Genomic DNA, 17,976 nt, shown 5'->3' on the forward strand with positions numbered 1-17,976 from the left:
AGATACCCTATAAAATGCCGTGCAAAATCCCTAAATTGACACCTATGGTGCGGTTGGGAAACCGCACCTACCGTGATTGGGAAAGTCTAAAAATTACTCGCCAGTATAGAGTTTTCCGAAATAGGGGCGGAAGCCTGCAGGTCCGGGAAAACCGTTCCAGTAGTTGGCATCGGCAGGGAAAGCATCCTCGCCACCGCTACGGAGCCACGCAATAAGCGCAGGATCGGTGCCGCGACGTTCAATTTCATCAACAGCGGCGGCGTGCAGTTTCGCAACGACATCCGGATGTTCGCTGGCAACGTCTTCTAATTCACCGAGTCGGACGAGTTTTGAATTTTCAGGTGTCGTACCGACCTCTAAACTCCACTCACGGTCGAAAGCGGTGAAGAGGTTGAGATTCGGATTCTGTGTGCTGTTTTCCCATCGCTCGATACTTCCGCCTGAGAGGGCAAGCTGCCTTTCACCAGTTTCTCCGCTGCGTGCAGGGGTTAAAATGTCATGTCCCTCAATGCCGTCAGGACGTTCCTCACCTAAGATGTTAAGAATCGTCGGGAAGAAGTCCTGTGGTTGGACGATGACATTGCTTCTTCCCCCACCTTCTTCGCTGTCCCCATCTGGGAGCCGAATAAAGAGTGGGACATGCGCCTCCTGCTGACGCACGGGTTGTCCTTTGCCAAACCTACCACGTTCACCGACATTTGTGCCGTGGTCAGCGGTGAAGATGACAGCGGTATTCTTATCAAGCCCAGTGGACTCAAGAGTATCAAGGAACTTTCCGAAGCAGTGGTCCATCCATGTTGTTTTAGCGGCGTATTGCGCTTTGATATGCTGTTTCGCTTCATCTGAGAGTTCAGCATTACCCCGTGCACCGAGGCTGCGCGGGTCAACACGTCCATCGTAGCCGGGGCGGGTATCGTATTTTTTCATGAACTCAAGCGGTGCGTCCCAGGGTTCGTGGGGATCAAAGCAGTCAACCCAGAGGAAAAAATTGTCTCGCTTAGCGTTATCTTTGAGGAATTGTGCAGCGGTGTTGAAGAGTTTTGCGCAGTTCCAGTCTTCGGGTTTTTTGCGGTTTCTATTTGCGCGTGCGTAGCTGCGGAGCATTCCTGATTCAGCGGCTTTGTCATCGATGCAATCGAAAAGTGGTTGTCGGGTCCAGTTGTCGGGCCATGCGACAGTATCGGTGATCCAATCTCTATCGACTTCTGCACCGCGAACGAATGTCCACGCGTGGAAGGGCCAGTCGAAGTTGTGTCCGCCGTTGACGAGATGCGGTGTATCGTGAATGAGTTGTGTCGCGTAGCCGTTTCCTGCAAGTGTCCACGGTAAAGTTTGGCGTTCGTGACGGAGCGGTTTCCAAGGGTGGAAGGGTGCACCGTATTGTCCAGTGATGACATCCGTCCGGTAGGGGATTGTTGGGAAACTGGCACAGAAAGCGTAGTCATAAGCCAAGGCTTTGGAAGCAAACCGATCGATGTTGGGTGTTTCTATCCAGTCATTTCCGTTTGCACCGATGTAGTCGTAGCGGAGTGTATCAATAACAATGTAAGCGAGATTCATTTGATTTCCCTTTGATTTTCTGATGGTTTTCAGGTCGCTTCGTTTTGGACTACTGTTCTATCCATTTTTAAATTGGGAATAATCCCGGTTCGTAGTAGGGAAACCATTCATGGTCTCCCGTTCCGACCGCCGACTGCTGACCACTGACAACCAATCACTTTACTTTACCATTTTGGGATTGCGCCGAGCAAGAGTTGTTGTTGTGGGGTCCCCTCTTCTCGGAGTTTTGTGACGCGAGGACCGTCGAAAGGTTCTCTCGATTTCATCCACGCGTTTTGATAGCACATGAGGCAGACACGGCGACGTTGTGAGGAATTGTTAGCAGCACCGCGATGCCACGTCCATCCATCGAACATAACCGCTTGTCCAGGGGAGACGAGTACCCGTTTCTCATCGGGCAATTCAACAGGCGTGGGGGGCGGACGGAAAGGTGCCCTATGGCTACCGGGTTGGACAACCGTGGGACCGTTTTCGTCGTTAACTTCGTCAAGATAATAACCGCAATTGATCTGTGCTGGGAGACTCCCGTAAGGTGTTCCGTTCGGTGCGATGGGCCAAGGACCGTCGCGATGCCAATGCTGGTCTGGTGTTCCGGGTTCGGTGATACGTGCTGTCGCGCTGTGGAGTTGGACACAGGTGCCTAATATGGCTTCCATCCGTTTTAGGACGGGGGGGTTGTCTAACAGGAACGCGAACCGATCATCCTCCTCAAGGAGTTCACCGATGAATTGGCTTTTATTGTTGCGTTCGTAGCTTTCATCGAGTGCCTCGCGCAACGACTCGATCTGTTCCGGTGTCGCTGCGTCGTCAACGATGAGATAACCCCAATTCAGGAAGAAATTAACCTCTTGTTGTAGGTGGTGATCCAATTCGACATTGAGTGTTGATGGCACTACGCTCGGACTTGCCATAGATTATGCCTCCTTAATTGCCTCTTGGTCGGCGGTTGCCCATTCTTCCCAACGTTCTTCGTCGGAGTGGAGGAAACCGGAGTTGCATCGCGGTTGAAGTTGCTCATCTACACCGAGGAGCCGCATGTGTTGATGGTTATTGGCGGCTTTTGCGGCTTCCAACAACTTTTGGGTATGCGGACCCGTGTGATGATCGGTGTGTTTCAGCCATGTCAGATTGTAATAGATGCTGAAGAAATAGCGTAACTTGTCTGAAGTATTCGGTGTGCCAGAATGGATGAGTCCGTTGTGTGTGATGACGACATCACCGGCACCCATGTGAATCAGCGTCTCGTCGGGATGTGGGACACCGCGTTGCGAGTCTTCCATCGTAATCGGCTTCCGATGCGAACCAACAATGACGCGAAGGGGTCCGAATTCATCCGTCAAGTCTTGCAAATAGGAGATAGCGTTGATGGCGTTCGGACGGTGATACGCGTCGGTGAAGGGAACGTGTGCCCACCGGTCGCGATGCCAGCCAGAGACCCTACCTTCCGCTTTCTCTTTTTCCATCGGTGGAAACGCTGCGAGCGTAAGATTGTCTAATTGCACGAAGGGTCCCATCACTTTTTCTAAAAACTCAAGGATTATCGGATGCGAGACGGCGGGCCACATTAATTCAGGTGCTAATTCGAGTGTGTTTCCGAACCATGTCTGCTCGTCGTTGGCTGCGGAGAGTTCCGCGTGTTTCTCGCGCCAACTTTGCATCTGCGGTTCATCAAAGACTTTTTCAAATATTGCAAAACCGTCGGTCTTATAAGCTTCAAAGCGTTCGTCTAATGTTGGCATTGATTTTCCTTTCAAGCAATTTTCAATCTTAGGACTTGTGCAAAATCCCATTGTTTGCTTACAGGATTGGAAGACTGGAATATTGGAAGGTGTGGTGGAGGTCCCCATCCTTCCTCGCCTTCCATCCTTCCGATCTCCCACAGAACGTGAAATTTCTCAACGCAGTCCATTTAGGATTGCCTCGGCGAGCTCCATGGTTTTAACAGCTTCGTCAAGGTTGGCGGCGGGAAATGAAACAGGCGTGTCAGATTTGACACAGTCTAAGAAATACCTGTTCTGCTCGACGGTGCCGCCCGTGCCTGCTTGGGTAAGTTTGTGTTGCGTGCCATCACAGAAAACCGTTCCTTGGGAGACACCTTCGAGGTAAGCGGAGATATCTCTGCCGTGTATCTCATAGCGTTCGAGGCGTGCATCTGTCGTGTAATTAGCGATGTGTTGAGCGACACACCCGTTATCGAACAGAATGAGTGCAGCGTGGACATCTTTATAATCTGAGATCGCCCGCTGCACGACACTGTGGACTTCTTGGACATCCGCTTCGGCGACCGCCCGGATTGTATCAAGCGCGTGGATCGGTGTCTCCAGAAACATGTTGTCCATCAGGTGTTCTGGAAATCTGCCTGTCAGTCGTGTAATGCTTTTGTGGAATTCGCCGACGATTTGTGTGACGGGACCGCGTGCGGTGACCTGTCGTTTCGCTTCAACGATGATCGGATGAAAACGGCGGTTCCAACCCACCATCCCTTTCGCACCTGTCCGTTTTGCAGCACTCTGCAAAGCGACCGTTTCTGAGACGCTCATGCCGGGTGGTTTTTCCAAAAGCGTATGGACACCACGTTCAAAACACGGAAGTGCCGCCTCGCCGTTGAGGTGTGCAGGTGTCGCGACAAAGATGGCATCTAAGGTTTCGCTGTCTAACAATGCCTCAATGCTCTCGTAGCGGTTTGGAACATTGAACATCTCTGCAGCGTTGTTTCGCGCTGCTTCAACGGGATCGCACACAGCGACGAGAGCAGTGTCGTCAAATTCTGAGAGGATTTTTAAATGACCGCGACCTCTACCGCCGCAACCAATGACAGCAACTTGTAGTTTCGACATGATTTTCTCCTTCGACGGATAAAGCGTCGCGACATAGCATTTAGTGCCGGATGTGGGGTGCCTCCATGACTTCTCGCTGTTCAGGTGACATGTCCTCAATGTAATCGGGGTACGTAACCTGGTGTGCCCCTGTGCCATAAGATTGGAATCCAGGACTGAACTTGTAGAGCAGCGCGCGCCGTTGATGGCTGCCTTTCCACGGAAGTGTACCGTGTGTCAAGGTTTCAGTGAAAATCACGGCATCGCCAGCCTTGGCATTGACTTCAAGCACCAGATTCTGATATTGTTCGTATCGCTTCATACTGCTGGGACAGGGAAGGTTCGCTTTATGGCTGCCTGGAACAATAGCCAAACCCCCATCGCCGGGTCCCTCGTCAGCGAGCATGTATTCGACGACAGTCAAACCCGTGTATATACGTCCGTATTTGAAGAAGTAGGCTTCCGAGAAATTCGGACGCTCGATCCCACCACCGTGTAAAGTGCCACCTTCCGTGCCTTTTTCCATAGCGATTAAGCCCGGACCGTGATCAAGTCGATATTTTTGCCCTAAAATCTCTTCAAGGCAGGGTTTAACCTTGGGGTGGATGAGCAAGTTTCGGAACTGTTCACACCAAGGTTTCTCCCATGCAAGCATGCCACCCATGTCCATTCGGTGTGCCGTACCGGAGAGTGCGGCTGAACCGCCTGCCAGAGAGGTGTCGCGTTCCCTGAGTCCTTCGATGTGATGGTCGATGGCAGCGTTGCACTGAGCGACTTCTTCTGCCGTCAAAGCGTTTTCGACGATGATGTATCCGGTCAAATCGAAGAGGTACTTTTGATCTTCGTTCATCGTTGTTCTCCTATTATGGCACACGGTGTGTGCCTAAGATTTCGCTTCTTCAATGCTTTGAGGTCTACCGGTTGCGTCACCTCCGAGCCATCGGTAGGGACGTGGGTAGAGTGCTAAAGATCTGTCTTCAAGTGGTAGTTTAATGGGTGCGCTGTTTCGGTTTGCAGAGAGTTTCGCGGCGATGGCGACTTCCAGTGCCTGTCGGAGGTCTGCGCCTGTAATCCATGGATCTCCGTTACCATCAACAGCCGATAAAAAGGAGCGGATGGAACCTGTGAGATAACCGAATTCGCTCCACGGATACGGGTTATAATTGGGGTCAAGTCGAATGCGGTTGCCGTGCGGGTCGTAGTCTTTGAAAATCTCTGGAGGGTTCCAATCCCAGCGGACAAGGCATTCATCTGTCCAAACGTCTACACCGCGGCAGGATGTTGGTGTTCCAAAGACACTACATTCCAAACCGTTTGAAAGATAAACACGTCCGTTGATGATTAAGCCTTCGTCGGTTTCTCCGTTTAGTGCTTCAGGCGGTGTTCCCCACGCTATGACTTCCTCAACTTCGGCATTTGTGAAAAGTCTTAGTACAGAGATGTGCTGGCATCCACCACCGGAGATTTCACCACCAAACCCATGAACACTTGCCCCTCTAATGTTCCCAAATTCACCTTTGTGCAGGCGAGCTGCAGCTTCCTGAACTTCATTCATAGCGCGTTGCAAATTGCCTCCGGCGAATATTATATCGCGTTCGGCACACGCTTCAACCATCGCGTCAGCATCTTGCAAGCGTGCGGCGATCGGTTTCTCTGTGGAAATACCTCTAATACCGGCTTCGGCACATGCAATCACGACATCTTTCATGTATTTCGTGGGGGTGACAACCACCGCGATGTCCGGTACCATGTCCTTCAATAACGTTTCTACATCTGGGTAGAGAGCAGAGACACCGAAACGCGCGCCGAGGACCTCCTGCCGTTGTGCATTGGCATCGACGATCGCGACGATTTCTGTGTCGGGATAAGTGGTGTATGCTTCTGCATAGTTCTGCCCCATCCGTCCACAGCCGATGATGGCTACTCGATATTTGGTGTCACTCATTTTTAAATCTCCTGATTGCGTATGTTATCAAGGTTTAAAAAGTGTGTCAAGAAAAAATGATGTGCTCAAGGAGGAGAGGATCTGCATTCATCAAGAGACCTAAGATCATCCAAATACAAGTGAAACCTAACATTCTCGCTTTCCGTATAAATTAGATAGGATCGTTGTTTCTTACCACTCAATCCTATCTACATTGCTTCGGTTTTTAGTGTTGAACTCACGTTGAGGAGACCCAAAAACGCGCTTGTTTTTTTTTTAGTTTTTGATGTATAATGGATTCAAACGAAAGCGTTTACTTACCTCGTGATTTTAGGGAGACTATGCAACAATTGGATTGTTCTGATACATTGGAGACGAGAAAAAATGGATACCAAACAGATCGAAAAGCGACTCAATGACTATGTACCAGACTTAGATGTGCCTTTTGAAGAGTTGCAGAAACAGTTGACGGCTTTCATCCAAGCCGAAAGGGAACAGTTGAAAGCCCGTATCTTGGAAGGAGAAAGAGGGTTTACCGCTTGCAAGATTCACACGGAGATATGGGATGTCGTTATTCAGAAAGTTTACGAGGTAGCTTCCTTTCAAATTCGGGATGAATTCCAGAAACAGATTGATGTCCTAAGCCAACTTCCAGAGGTTGATACCAGCGACTTGGAAGCGGAATTGGAAGGATGGATGCCGGATGTCGCGCTCTACGGGGTCGGTAGTTACGGTAGACACGAACTCTGCTATTTTTCAGATGTAGACGTTATCTATACCTCTTCTGTCGATTTAGAGGATATTTACGATGAGAGCACGCTTGAACTCATCCGATGGTTCTATGATTTTTTCGACAGCCTCCATTCGGTAATTCCAGGCTTTGAGTTCAGTTTCATCTATCGTCCGCTGGCGGATGTGGCGCAGTGGAATTATCAAGACATGACCGCGCTAATCGATATGCGGTTTATCGCTGGTGATTCAACACTGACGGAGCGTTTCCGAAAGGTCGTGCATTCTGAAAAATCGGATATCTCACTCGTACTGGACCTGCTGAAGTCGAAAGCGGATTCTTTTGAAGCCTCTGAGGATACGATCTATCTCAATCAACCGAATATAAAAACAGGGCGAGGTGGATTGCGAACGCTTCAATACGCACTCTGGATATGTGGACTTCCGGATTTTGTATCAATTCCTGAGCTCTACGAGCAATATGATGACGCACGACTCCTGCCATCCCTTGATTTCATGTTCAAGGTGCGGAATCTGCTTCATGTCCTTGCCGATGCTCCGCATGATGACCTTACCTATCATCCTGAAAAGGGGAATTTGCTTCAAGCACAGATCGCTGAGGTACTCGGATTTTCGGATGAGAGCGATGAGGGGCGTTATAAGTTCATGGCAGAATATTATGCGATGGCGAAATATCTGCATTTCAAAGCGGAACTTCTAATCCGAAAGATGTTGGCGAACGGGATTCCTATCTCGGACGTGCTTGCGGTAAGGACAGAGGTGTTGTATTGCATTGATAACAACTTCGGTGAACTTGATGCAGACGAACTCTTTACGCTGTTTACCTATTACCAACAGTACGATTTTGAGATTGATGCGTCGCTTTCTACCTTCATCTTCCGTTATGTTGACGCATTTGATTGGGATTCTTTCCAGCGTCGAATGGCGGAGTTGATAAACATGCCGGGTGATGTCGCGAAGACATTAACCCGCTTGCACAGATTGAGCATTCTGTCGCGTCTTGGGGAAGGTGGAGAACTTTTTGAAAGGGCAATGATGACAAGGAGCGAGCGGAGCTTAGACCCATATACAGTGGGAAAACATACGCTCGTCGCGATTGGTTATCTTGATGAGATTCGTCAAGTGGAATCCAGTAGTCCATTCGGTGGGGCTGCTCGGTTGGGTTCGCCAATGTCGCCGTCACCAACTTCTGAATTGGAGGAACTCAACGCGGCGTTCCGTAATCTTTCAGATCCAGCACCACTCTATATGGCACTCTTCCTTCACGATATAGATAAACCGGATCCAAACCATCCAGCGACCGGTGCGGAAAAGGCAGAGTGCATTGCGCCCGAATTTGGGTTCAATTCGCAACAGACAGATGATATCTGCTTTCTGATCCGGGAACATCTTGCAATGATAGATTTAGCGCGTTATCATCATTGGGATGAAAGCACAATCTCTGAATTCTGTAGGAAGGTTGGTTCTTTGGAACGTTTGACGGCACTGTATCTACTTACTTATTGCGATTCCAGGGCAAACGGTTTACAAAACTTCAGTCATGTCGTTAAGCATAACCTGAAGAGTTTATACGAGGTTGCGCGTACCCGTTTTGTTGGGCAAGAGGAAACACAGTGGGGTGCCTTCGCTCCTGTTGAAGAATTTCAGCAATTCCTCCACCACATGCCGGTCTCTTACCGTATCAGTGTTTCACCTGAAGAGATTGCCATGCATATAAAGATGACGACGCAGGCTGAAGCCGCTTCGACACAGATGGACGCAACACCCAGTACAGGGATTATCCAATTTGTTGACCGCCCTGGGTTTACTGAACTGCACCTCTGTAGTCCGAGTCGCATTGGAAAGTTGCACACTGTAAGTGGTCTCTTTTTCGCAAATGGCATAGATGTTCGCGACGCGCGCGTCTACACAAAACAGGATACCAACATTGAACTCGAACTCTATCGTCTTGTGCATCAACCACCGCATCATCGGGGAGAGCCAATGCCGCTGGATGAGGAACTCAAACGGGACCTCGATTTTGACATCCGCAGTCTCCTCGCGGAGGAGGTAACCCTGAAGCAAGTTTTTGATAAACACTACGTGAATCTGGATGAGACATGGCAGGTTGACGATGTAACTGTCGAGACAGCGCGGAACTATTCAGAGATTGTGGTTGTTGGTGAGGAGAAAGTTGGATTTCTTCACTATTTCAGTGGCATTTTGGCGGAACTTGGATTGAACGTTGAAATGTGTAAGTGTTCCGGTTTGGGTGGGCAGGCGATTGATCGGTTCTATGTACAACCGGTAGCTGACCGGAAAGCGGTGCACGCTGATATTATGGCGGCGTTGAATGCTGAAAACGGGCAGTAATTTTTTAAATAGGAGTTACGCAAAATTCCATCATTTGTTTGTGGAATTGGCAGACTGGAAGATTGGAAGCGTGGAGGAGGTCCCTATTCTTCCGCCCTCTTGGGAATGGGAAACTTGAATATTATAGTGAAGCCCGAAAATATGTAGACAGTTGGTCAGCAAACCAACCGCTCACCGCCGCTGGCGAGGATTGTATCCTCGCCTCCGCACAATGTCCAAGTAATTGTGGGCTTTACTATAATACTGAAATTTGCTGAACCGTAGTCTGGAATGTAAGGGAAGGGTTTTTGTTTGGGTGTTTCTTCAGATATACGTAAAGGCGATTGAAACAACAGATCCACTTGACCGAACCGCGAGGAATAAAAAAAGATGAAACAACGGGTACTCATTACGGGTGCGGCTGGCACAGTCGGCAGCGCGCTCTGGCAGGCATGGGAAGAACAGGATATTTATACGTTGACGCTGATGGATATTAACCCTATTGACGGAGCGAATTCGCGCGTCGTGCAGGCAGATATTCGGGACTACGCGGCGATGCCGGAATTGTGCCGAGATCAAGATGTCTTGGTGCATCTTGCTTATATCCGTCAAGATTCTCCCAGGAGGGTGCCGGGTGAAGTTAGCGACATCGGTGCATCCATAAATATATTTGAAGCGGCACGAGAGAGCGGTATTCAGAAGATTATATATGCCAGCACAAATCATGTGTCAGGCTGGAATGAGCGGTTAAATTCTCCGCCCCGCTTTTCGACAGCGGATCAGTTTCGCCCCGATGGATGGTACGGCGCGATGAAGGGGATGGCAGAAATCGCAGGGCGATATCTCGTTGATGCGCACGATATGCGGTTCATCAGCATCCGTATCGGGAGTTTCAACGGCACATACGAACCGAGTGGGATTCGTCATTGTAGTACACTCCTGACACCGCGGGATTGCGTGCAACTCTTCGGATTGGCTGTGGATTACGATGGACCGGTCAAGTATCTAATCACTTATGGACGTTCTGCGAATTCTGATGGGTATCAGCAGAGCTATCTTGATATAAGTGGTGCCGTTGAGGTGTTGGGATATCAACCACAGGACAATTTGGTTAAAACGCATCTCCACAAATTTTTATCGGAATCGTGATCGGCTTATGCGCGAAACCCCCGACTACAACGATCTTTACTATCAGAATACAACTACCCACTCCCAGATAATTGACATTGTAACAAAGCGTGCTGTATCATTAAGCGAATTCTCACTACCGATTGATTGGGAAGTGTGCTTTGGAAACTCGCATCCCGTAGAAGTGGAGATTGGATTCGGAAAAGGGCGTTTTCTGCTCGAAGCGTCGAAAAGACATCCCAAGGTGAACTATATCGGCGTGGAACGGGCACAAAAGTACGTCGAATTGACGCGGGAACGGTTTGAGAAGTACATACGTCATTTCGGTGTGGACAGAGCATCGGGGACATTCTCGAATGTCCGTCTCGCGTGGACAGATGCAAACTACTTTTTGACCCGGTATGTGCCTACGGAATCTGTCCAAGCGTATCATATCTATTTCCCGGATCCGTGGCCCAAGAAACGGCAGCGGAAACGCCGGATTTTTCGGAATCAGGACTTTCTCACTGCATTGACGCGAACACTAAAATCGGAAAACGGTCGGCTTTATATTGTGACGGATTATGAGGAATATTTCCAGGAGATTCAAGAGCGTCTTGCAGGTTTACCGGTGTTGCGTCCCGTTGCAGCGGATCTCAGTCCAGATCAGGATATCGCGACGAATTTTGAAATGAAGTATGTCTTGGAGGGTAGGGCAATCTATCGGGTGGTGTATGAGAAATTTTCGTCTTAACATAAAATAAAGAACGGAGAAATTATGGATACCATGGAAATGACCGCAGCACAAGCCTTCTTAAGCCCTGAAGAGTATCTCGCAAGAGAACGGAAAGCACTGACGAAAAGCGAATATCGTAATGGGCAATTGTATGCATTGCCAGGAGCAAGCCGCAAACATAATATAATCGCAGTTCATGTTTCTGGCGAACTTTACATGCAATTGAAGGAGCGGTCGTGTGAAATTTACACCAATGATATGCGTGTGAAGGTTAGCTCTGCCGGATTGTATACCTATCCAGATGTTGTGGTCGTTTGCGAAGAACCCCAGTTTGAGGATACACACTTTGATACGCTCCTGAATCCGACTGTTTTAATAGAGGTGCTTTCGCCGTCAACCGCTGCCTATGACCGAGGTGAGAAATTCGCATCCTATCAAAAACTTGATTCCTTGTGTGAATATGTCCTCATTTCACAAGACAGAGTGCGGGTTGAACACTATTTGCGGCAGGAACAGACGTGGGATTTAACAGAATTTCATTCCTTATCTGATATATTTCGGCTTGTTTCAATAGCGTGTGAATTATCCTTGCAGGCAATCTATGCGAAGGTTCAATTCTCTGAAGTGTAGACGCAATCGCCCGAACGTGCAACAAACCGAACAGGGGAATAAAAGATGAAGGCAGAACAACCTGACAATATCGACAATCCCCAAGCTACGCCTGAATTGTGGCAATCCCTTCCGAACGCGCCAGGGGTCTATCTGATGAAAGCCTCCGATGGTGCCGTTATCTATGTCGGAAAAGCAATCCGTTTGCGGGCTCGGGTCAGATCCTATTTTCGTGAGAAATCTACATCCGGGTTGACATCGCAGATGATGCGGTATGTTACAGAGATTGATTATATCGTCACAGAGACAGAAGTAGAGGCGTTGATTTTAGAAAATAACCTGATTAAGGCACACCAACCCCGCTACAACGTGAAACTGAAAGACGATAAACGCTACCCGTATCTACGCGTAACCACGGATGAACCTTTTCCTCGTATCCATATTACGCGTAAAGCCGAGAACGACGGAACACGCTATTTCGGCCCGTTTGTTCACGTGCGCTCAACACGCCAAGTGCTCAAACAACTAACAAAATTATTTCCGATTCGCACCTGCACACTACCGCTTACGGAAACGGAGAACAGATACCGGGTCTGTTTAGATTATCACATTGGTCGGTGTCCGGGTCCCTGTGCGAATAAGATAGACGTACCGAACTACGACGAGATCGTTCAGAAGGTGTGCCAGTTTTTAAGTGGGAATACGGACGCTGTTGTTAAAGAGTTGACAGAACAGATGCAAGCGGCAGCAGAGGCACTTGATTTCGAGACGGCGGCAAAATATCGGGATACGCTTAAGGACGTTCAACAGGCGATTACCACACAAAATATGGATAGTGTTTCCGCTGCAGACGAGGATGTCATCGGTATTGCTGCACGAACTGATATCGCATGCGTTCAACTTTTGCGGGTCCGGGATGGTAAGTTGCTTGAGCGTGAGCATTATTATCTTAACGATGCAGATCCAGAATCACTCGCGACTGGGTTAAGTGCTTTTATTTCGCAGTATTATCAAAATGCTGTCTTTGTTCCGAAGACGGTTGTCTTACCGATGCAAATTGCGTCGATGGAACTAATTGAAGATTGGCTCAGCGAAAAACGAGGGAACCGTGTCGGGTTGCATGTGCCGCGGGCAGGTAGACTCAGAAAATTGCAGACTTTGGCATCGAAAAATGCTGAGATTCTTCTGACGCAGCGTGAGCAAAACGTCGTTTATAGCAGTGGTGTGGAGCCAGCACTCGTTGAACTACAAGAACTGCTTGGGTTGAAGCATCCACTCCGACGTATTGAAGCGTATGATATTTCCAATATCGGCGATAGATTCGCGGTGGGGTCAATGGTCGTCTTGGAGGATGCGAAACCTGCGTCAGGAGAGTACCGTCGGTTCAAGATTCGCTCGGTTGAAGGGCAGAACGATTTCGCAATGATGCAAGAGGTAATCACTCGCCGCTTCCGCCGTGCCCTTGCAGATGATGAAAAATTTAATAAGCTGCCAGATTTGATGTTGATTGATGGTGGGAAAGGACAGTTGAGTGCCGCACAAGCAGCCATGAAAACGTTCGCTTCATCTCACCTTCCTGATATTCCAATGATAGCACTCGCGAAACGGATTGAGGAGATTTTTGTTCCGGGGAAGTCGGATGCAATTGTACTGCGCGAAGATAACCCGACGCTACACATGATCCAGCGGCTGCGGGATGAGGCGCATCGGTTTGCCGTCACGTATCATCGGCAGCTCCGACAGAAGTCGCTCAGTGAGTCAGTGCTTGATGAGATTCCAAACCTCGGTCCGAAGCGAAAACAAGCACTGCTTCGGCATTTTGGTTCAATTGAAGCGATTCGAGAAGCGAGTTTGGACGGATTGCTCTCTGTGAAAGGAATTCCACGCAGTGTCGCGGAAAATATTCGGAAGCACCTCTGAGCGTTCTGCACAAATTTGTGCTTTTTGCTAAAATTCTGCCCCTTATCGTGCAGCGAATTTTCAGTCTCTAAGAGGCATCAGGCATCAGTCGTCAGGTACAAGAGGTTTACGCACAGGTACAGCCCCTCTTTAACTGATACCTGAAAACCGAGAACCGATAACTATTCCCTTTGGCATATTATTTGCTAAAGAAAATTGAAATGATACCTTTGCTTGATTCACGAATTTTTGCACTTTTGAGAATACAAGAACAACTGAAAATAAAAAATGCGCGAAAGAAACATCAAAATCATCACGATACTGCTCATTCTACTAAGTGTTGCAGCGTTGCACATAAAACTCTATCGGTTCGCCGAGGTGACACATGACGGTGCGCTACAAGTATTGGTCTGCTTGGGGCGCGTTGTTGATATAGACACAAACGACGAGGCAGACCAAGTTTTGTCCTTTCGTATCCTTTCTGGTCAGTTTCGTGGCGAAACTGTTCAGGTGAACAACGTTTGGACCGGACGCGCCTTCGGAGACCGAGTGTTAAGCAAGGGAAATGTGCTATTCCTCGATATTCCGCTCCGAGACCCGTCAAATCCGAGAATTGACACCGTCTCAATGCGTGAATATTTCCGTACACCGTTTCTGCTCTATCTGGCGGGCGCGTTGGGTGTCCTTATGATACTTGTCGCCGGTATGAAGGGTGTCCGAGCGATTCTGACGTTGTTTGTTACTGCACTCACCGTGCTTTATCTACTGGTGCCGCTGACGATCAGCGGTTACAACCCTATTGCAGTTGCACTCCTAATTGCTGCCTTTCTCACATTCGCAACCTTCCTTCTCATTACAGGATTTAGTTTCAAGGTAATCTCCGGTGTAATTGGAACGCTCGGCGGATTAGCCGCTGTTGGGATTTTGTCTGTCATTAGCCAGCATGCAATGGCACTGACTGGATTGGCGCAGGAGTTCGGTTTCTTGGAACTTGGGATTGCGCTGTGGCGGACACCTGCCTCACATCACTGGAATTTCACAGGTATCTTATCTGCTGGCATCATCTTAGGTGCTGTCGGGGCAATGATGGATGTGAGTATGTCTATCTCTTCAAGTGTCCACGAGGTTAAGCAGGTAAATCCGAACATTACCGTCCGACAAGCGATCCGTGCTGGCTTGAATGTGGGCAGAGACATTATGGGGACGATGGCGGACACGCTCATCTTCGCCTACCTCGGCGCGCACATGATGACGATGTTGCTGCCGCGCATCGATTTCCCTGAAGTCGGTGTTCTCTATCCTTTTCTCCGCCTCGTCAACGATGAAGCAACAGCAGTTGCGATTATTCAAGCGGTCGTAGGCACGATCGGATTGGTGCTCACGGTTCCAATTGCGGCATCGGTTGCCGGATTCCTCACACAGTACGCGAAGGTAGACATATCTGAGATTCACGAAGACCTACCTTCGGAAGAGGAATTAGAAGAGTTGTTCCGTGCGGATCCGCCGCGTAGCAAAGCCCGAATCTCTGTTCCAATCGCCATGGCGATTGTTCTCATCGGGACGATCTTTGTTTACTATCGTACGCATGACCTCTCCGCAACGGTTTTGGAGCAACGGGATGCAGAGGGCAATCCTGTTAACAGGTCGGAATACGCAAAAGGCAAAGTCCTCCGTTTGCTGGAATCCAGTGGAAATTTCCTGTTTCACATTGACGGGAGTGCTGCGAATGATCTGGACAATCATATTGTTCCTACGGCTTTACGTGAGGCATTCAGTAGCCAAAACATCCCGTTTTCGGATGAAATCACCGTCTCAGTTAAACCGTGGAAGGATAGTCGTTGGCTCCTCTCGGATACGAGATACGAGCAGACTTATAGTATTCGTGCCATGAAGGACCCTGTAGGGGGCGTATCCTCCGAATCGCGACTCAATGTTTATGAGTCAAAAAGTGAGCATCATATCCTTGAGGTGGAGATGCTAAGCGGGATGTATAAAGGTAGACGCTTGGTGCTGCGGAACATTGTAAATCACAATATGCCGTTGTTGAGCATTCCTGCGGAACCGGGAGATGTTATCCTTTGTCGTGTCGCAGGTGATCCCGAACAGGTGAGCCTCGTTAATATCGTCCAAGATTACGGTAGGGATCGATTTCTGATTTGGATGGTAGGTGGGATGTTGCTACTTATTATCCTCGTGGGTAGACTTGAAGGGATCCGTACGGCGTGTGCGATGCTAATGTCTGCTGGTGTTATCTATTTCTTCATGCTGCCGTTGATTTCACAGGGTGCAAATGCGGTATTCATCGTGACACTAACTTCGGGAGTCGTAGCGTTTGTGTCTCTGGTATTCGTGATCGGCCCGAGTCGGAAGACCTTCTCAGCTGTGCTGGGAACGATGGGCGGAATCTTGGTTGCGGGTCTGATTGTCCTGTTTGCGCAGCAGCATCTCCATTTTTCTGGGTTAGAGAATGCGATTTCGGCGGATATCATAGAAGCAACGCGGACACCACCTTTCGATTTCGTACAGATTCTCTTGGCGGGTATGCTGATGGGGGTGTTGGGTGTTGCTGTTGACGGAGCGATTGAGGTGGCATCAAGTATGGAGGAAATTCGCAGGGCAAATCCGAACATGCCGACCTGGCGGCTTATCGCCTCCGGTTTGAATGTCGGTACGGACATCCTTGGCACGATGGTGAATACGTTGGTCTTTGCCTATCTTGGCGTGGAGTTGCTACTCGTTGTCACAGTTACAGCACCGAATCTGGACTTTTTCAAATCGCCACCGGCGCAGCTGTTGAGTATCGGGGTCGTATCGGCGGAGATTGTGCGGTTGCTCGCTGGTACGCTCGGTTTAGTTCTGGCGATCCCAATCACGGCGATAATTTGCGCGTTCTGGAATCCTAAACGGAAGGCGTAGCGGCATCTTCTGACGCGGGCTTCGGCATTACAGGATACTTCCCTTCAGCAATCAATCTTTGGCGAGCTTCTTCCAAGCGTTCCTCCCAATTAATCAGGGTAGGGGTTCTGCCATACATTTCTATGAGTTTCCCCGCTTCTTCATCCATAAGTTTCTCGCGCTCAAGATAGGCTTCCACTTCCTCCTTGTTGGCAAGATAATAGAGGATAGTGGCGTAGATCTCCTCCATGGACAAAGTCGGGAAACGGTGATGAAGTTCATCAACGCCCTTACCTTGTCGATACTTATTTAACACATGTTGAATAGCAATACGATGTCCTTTGATGCGTATGTCGATTTCGCTGTTGAAGTCAAAGTAGTTTCGTAGTTCCATTCTTTACCTCTTTTCTTGTGGAAGATATTGTATAACATCTTGATATTGTTCAGGTGTAAAGGAGTTCCAAACCCTACGCAACTCCTTGACGTAAGTTCCAATTGAGGTACGCTGTGGGAAACAAAGAATTCCGGGGACATGCCCGCCAGCCTGCAAATGATCAGCAAGATGTCTTGGCATGGTCGTTCTGTTGTTGGTAATTAGGATGTAGTTGTTGCGTTCAATCCACGTCAGAATATCTGGATCGGGAGTTGCAAGCGGAGGCACGCCTTCATCTCCAATGCGTTGAACGTGCATCTCGTGGAGTTGTTCCTGAATTGCACGTCTGAGGTGTTCATCAAGGAGAAATCGGGGCCTCATGCAGGTTCATCCCACAGCGGGTTAAACTTTCCTGCAGCGATCTGTTTCTCCCGCTCCTTTCGGAGGCGTTCTCGTTCTTCAACGAACATGAGGGTAGGTACCTGGGTTTGCTGCCATTCCTTATCTGATTTTTTTTTCTGTTGCCTCACCCGTTCCAAGTAAGCCTCTACCTCGGTTTTGTTTGCCTCATAGTAGAGAAGCGTGGCGTAGATTTTCTCTAAGGGCAGTTTTGGGAAACAGCGCAAAATTTCTTCAGGTTCTTTGCCTTGTAAACGCTCTTCTAACACCTCGTCAATATAGACACGGTGTCCCTTGATGCGGATGCTGGTTTCATCAATAAAGTCAAAATAGTCTTGCACATCCATCGTCTATCTCCTTTTAAGTGATGTTTAAAATTTTAGATGAAAACGTGCGAAAAATCAAGGCTTAATTTGGAAACTCATTTTCAATACCAATTTCTGTTACCAATACATGAAGTTTAATAAAATATTTGGGTAATTCTATGTTCCTCCAAACCCGGTAGGTGCGGTTTGCAACCGCACCATAACTGTCAATTTTAGAAAAATGAACCGTCTCGAATCCAGGCCCGGTAGGT

15 protein-coding genes are annotated in these 17,976 nt (G+C 48.8%); 6 read left to right on the plus strand and 9 right to left on the minus strand.

What is annotated here, in order from left to right:
* Positions 1 to 93: 93 nt before the first annotated feature.
* The 6 genes from OXH39_18355 to OXH39_18380 all read right to left on the minus strand — a co-directional run bounded on the left by OXH39_18355 (position 94) and on the right by OXH39_18380 (position 6,321).
* Positions 94 to 1,560, minus strand: coding sequence for a sulfatase (locus OXH39_18355; GenBank protein ID MCY3552428.1), 1,467 nt, complete (start codon positions 1,558 to 1,560; stop codon positions 94 to 96).
* Between the two features lie 164 nt (positions 1,561 to 1,724).
* Positions 1,725 to 2,471 carry a phytanoyl-CoA dioxygenase family protein gene (locus OXH39_18360; GenBank protein MCY3552429.1) on the minus strand — a complete coding sequence of 249 codons (747 nt, stop codon included), beginning with the start codon at positions 2,469 to 2,471 and terminating at the stop codon, positions 1,725 to 1,727.
* Between the two features lie 3 nt (positions 2,472 to 2,474).
* Positions 2,475 to 3,299: a phytanoyl-CoA dioxygenase family protein gene (locus tag OXH39_18365; protein ID MCY3552430.1), complete on the minus strand. Its 825-nt coding sequence runs from the start codon at positions 3,297 to 3,299 to the stop codon at positions 2,475 to 2,477.
* A 156-nt stretch (positions 3,300 to 3,455) separates the two neighbouring features.
* The gene (locus OXH39_18370) at positions 3,456 to 4,397 is read right to left on the minus strand and encodes a Gfo/Idh/MocA family oxidoreductase (protein ID MCY3552431.1); all 942 of its coding nucleotides are present in this window, start codon (positions 4,395 to 4,397) and stop codon (positions 3,456 to 3,458) included.
* Between the two features lie 40 nt (positions 4,398 to 4,437).
* Positions 4,438 to 5,226 (minus strand): phytanoyl-CoA dioxygenase family protein, encoded by a 789-nt coding sequence (locus OXH39_18375; GenBank protein ID MCY3552432.1) that lies wholly within the window; start codon positions 5,224 to 5,226, stop codon positions 4,438 to 4,440.
* Positions 5,227 to 5,259: 33 nt separating this feature from the next.
* A complete protein-coding gene (locus OXH39_18380; protein ID MCY3552433.1) occupies positions 5,260 to 6,321 on the minus strand; it encodes a Gfo/Idh/MocA family oxidoreductase in 1,062 nt (353 codons plus the stop codon).
* Positions 6,322 to 6,684: 363 nt separating this feature from the next.
* Here OXH39_18380 and OXH39_18385 point away from each other — a divergent pair, with 363 nt between their 5' ends.
* From OXH39_18385 to OXH39_18410, 6 genes are all read left to right on the plus strand, one after another.
* Positions 6,685 to 9,402, plus strand: coding sequence for a hypothetical protein (locus OXH39_18385; protein ID MCY3552434.1), 2,718 nt, complete (start codon positions 6,685 to 6,687; stop codon positions 9,400 to 9,402).
* 369 nt (positions 9,403 to 9,771) lie between these two features.
* A complete protein-coding gene (locus OXH39_18390; protein ID MCY3552435.1) occupies positions 9,772 to 10,530 on the plus strand; it encodes an NAD(P)-dependent oxidoreductase in 759 nt (252 codons plus the stop codon).
* Between the two features lie 7 nt (positions 10,531 to 10,537).
* Positions 10,538 to 11,242 carry a tRNA (guanosine(46)-N7)-methyltransferase TrmB gene (gene trmB / locus OXH39_18395; GenBank protein ID MCY3552436.1) on the plus strand — a complete coding sequence of 235 codons (705 nt, stop codon included), beginning with the start codon at positions 10,538 to 10,540 and terminating at the stop codon, positions 11,240 to 11,242.
* Positions 11,243 to 11,266: 24 nt separating this feature from the next.
* A complete protein-coding gene (locus OXH39_18400; GenBank protein MCY3552437.1) occupies positions 11,267 to 11,854 on the plus strand; it encodes a Uma2 family endonuclease in 588 nt (195 codons plus the stop codon).
* A gap of 45 nt (positions 11,855 to 11,899) precedes the next feature.
* Positions 11,900 to 13,753 (plus strand): excinuclease ABC subunit UvrC, encoded by a 1,854-nt coding sequence (uvrC, locus tag OXH39_18405; GenBank protein ID MCY3552438.1) that lies wholly within the window; start codon positions 11,900 to 11,902, stop codon positions 13,751 to 13,753.
* 267 nt (positions 13,754 to 14,020) lie between these two features.
* Positions 14,021 to 16,648, plus strand: coding sequence for a YibE/F family protein (locus tag OXH39_18410; protein ID MCY3552439.1), 2,628 nt, complete (start codon positions 14,021 to 14,023; stop codon positions 16,646 to 16,648).
* Here the strand turns inward: OXH39_18410 and OXH39_18415 are convergent.
* From OXH39_18415 to OXH39_18425, 3 genes are read right to left on the minus strand one after another with little or no spacing between them, the layout of a single operon-like run.
* Positions 16,632 to 17,021, minus strand: coding sequence for a DUF433 domain-containing protein (locus tag OXH39_18415; protein MCY3552440.1), 390 nt, complete (start codon positions 17,019 to 17,021; stop codon positions 16,632 to 16,634). The two genes, OXH39_18410 and OXH39_18415, sit on opposite strands and share 17 nt — an antisense overlap.
* A 3-nt stretch (positions 17,022 to 17,024) precedes the next feature.
* Positions 17,025 to 17,381: a DUF5615 family PIN-like protein gene (locus tag OXH39_18420; GenBank protein MCY3552441.1), complete on the minus strand. Its 357-nt coding sequence runs from the start codon at positions 17,379 to 17,381 to the stop codon at positions 17,025 to 17,027.
* On the minus strand, positions 17,378 to 17,746 hold the full coding sequence (locus OXH39_18425; GenBank protein ID MCY3552442.1) for a DUF433 domain-containing protein: 369 nt from the start codon (positions 17,744 to 17,746) through the stop codon (positions 17,378 to 17,380). The genes OXH39_18420 and OXH39_18425 overlap by 4 nt, the downstream gene beginning before the upstream one ends.
* Between the last annotated feature and the right edge of the window lie 230 nt (positions 17,747 to 17,976).

This window comes from Candidatus Poribacteria bacterium, from assembly GCA_026702755.1.
In the GTDB taxonomy this organism is placed as follows: Bacteria; Poribacteria; WGA-4E; order WGA-4E; family WGA-3G; genus WGA-3G.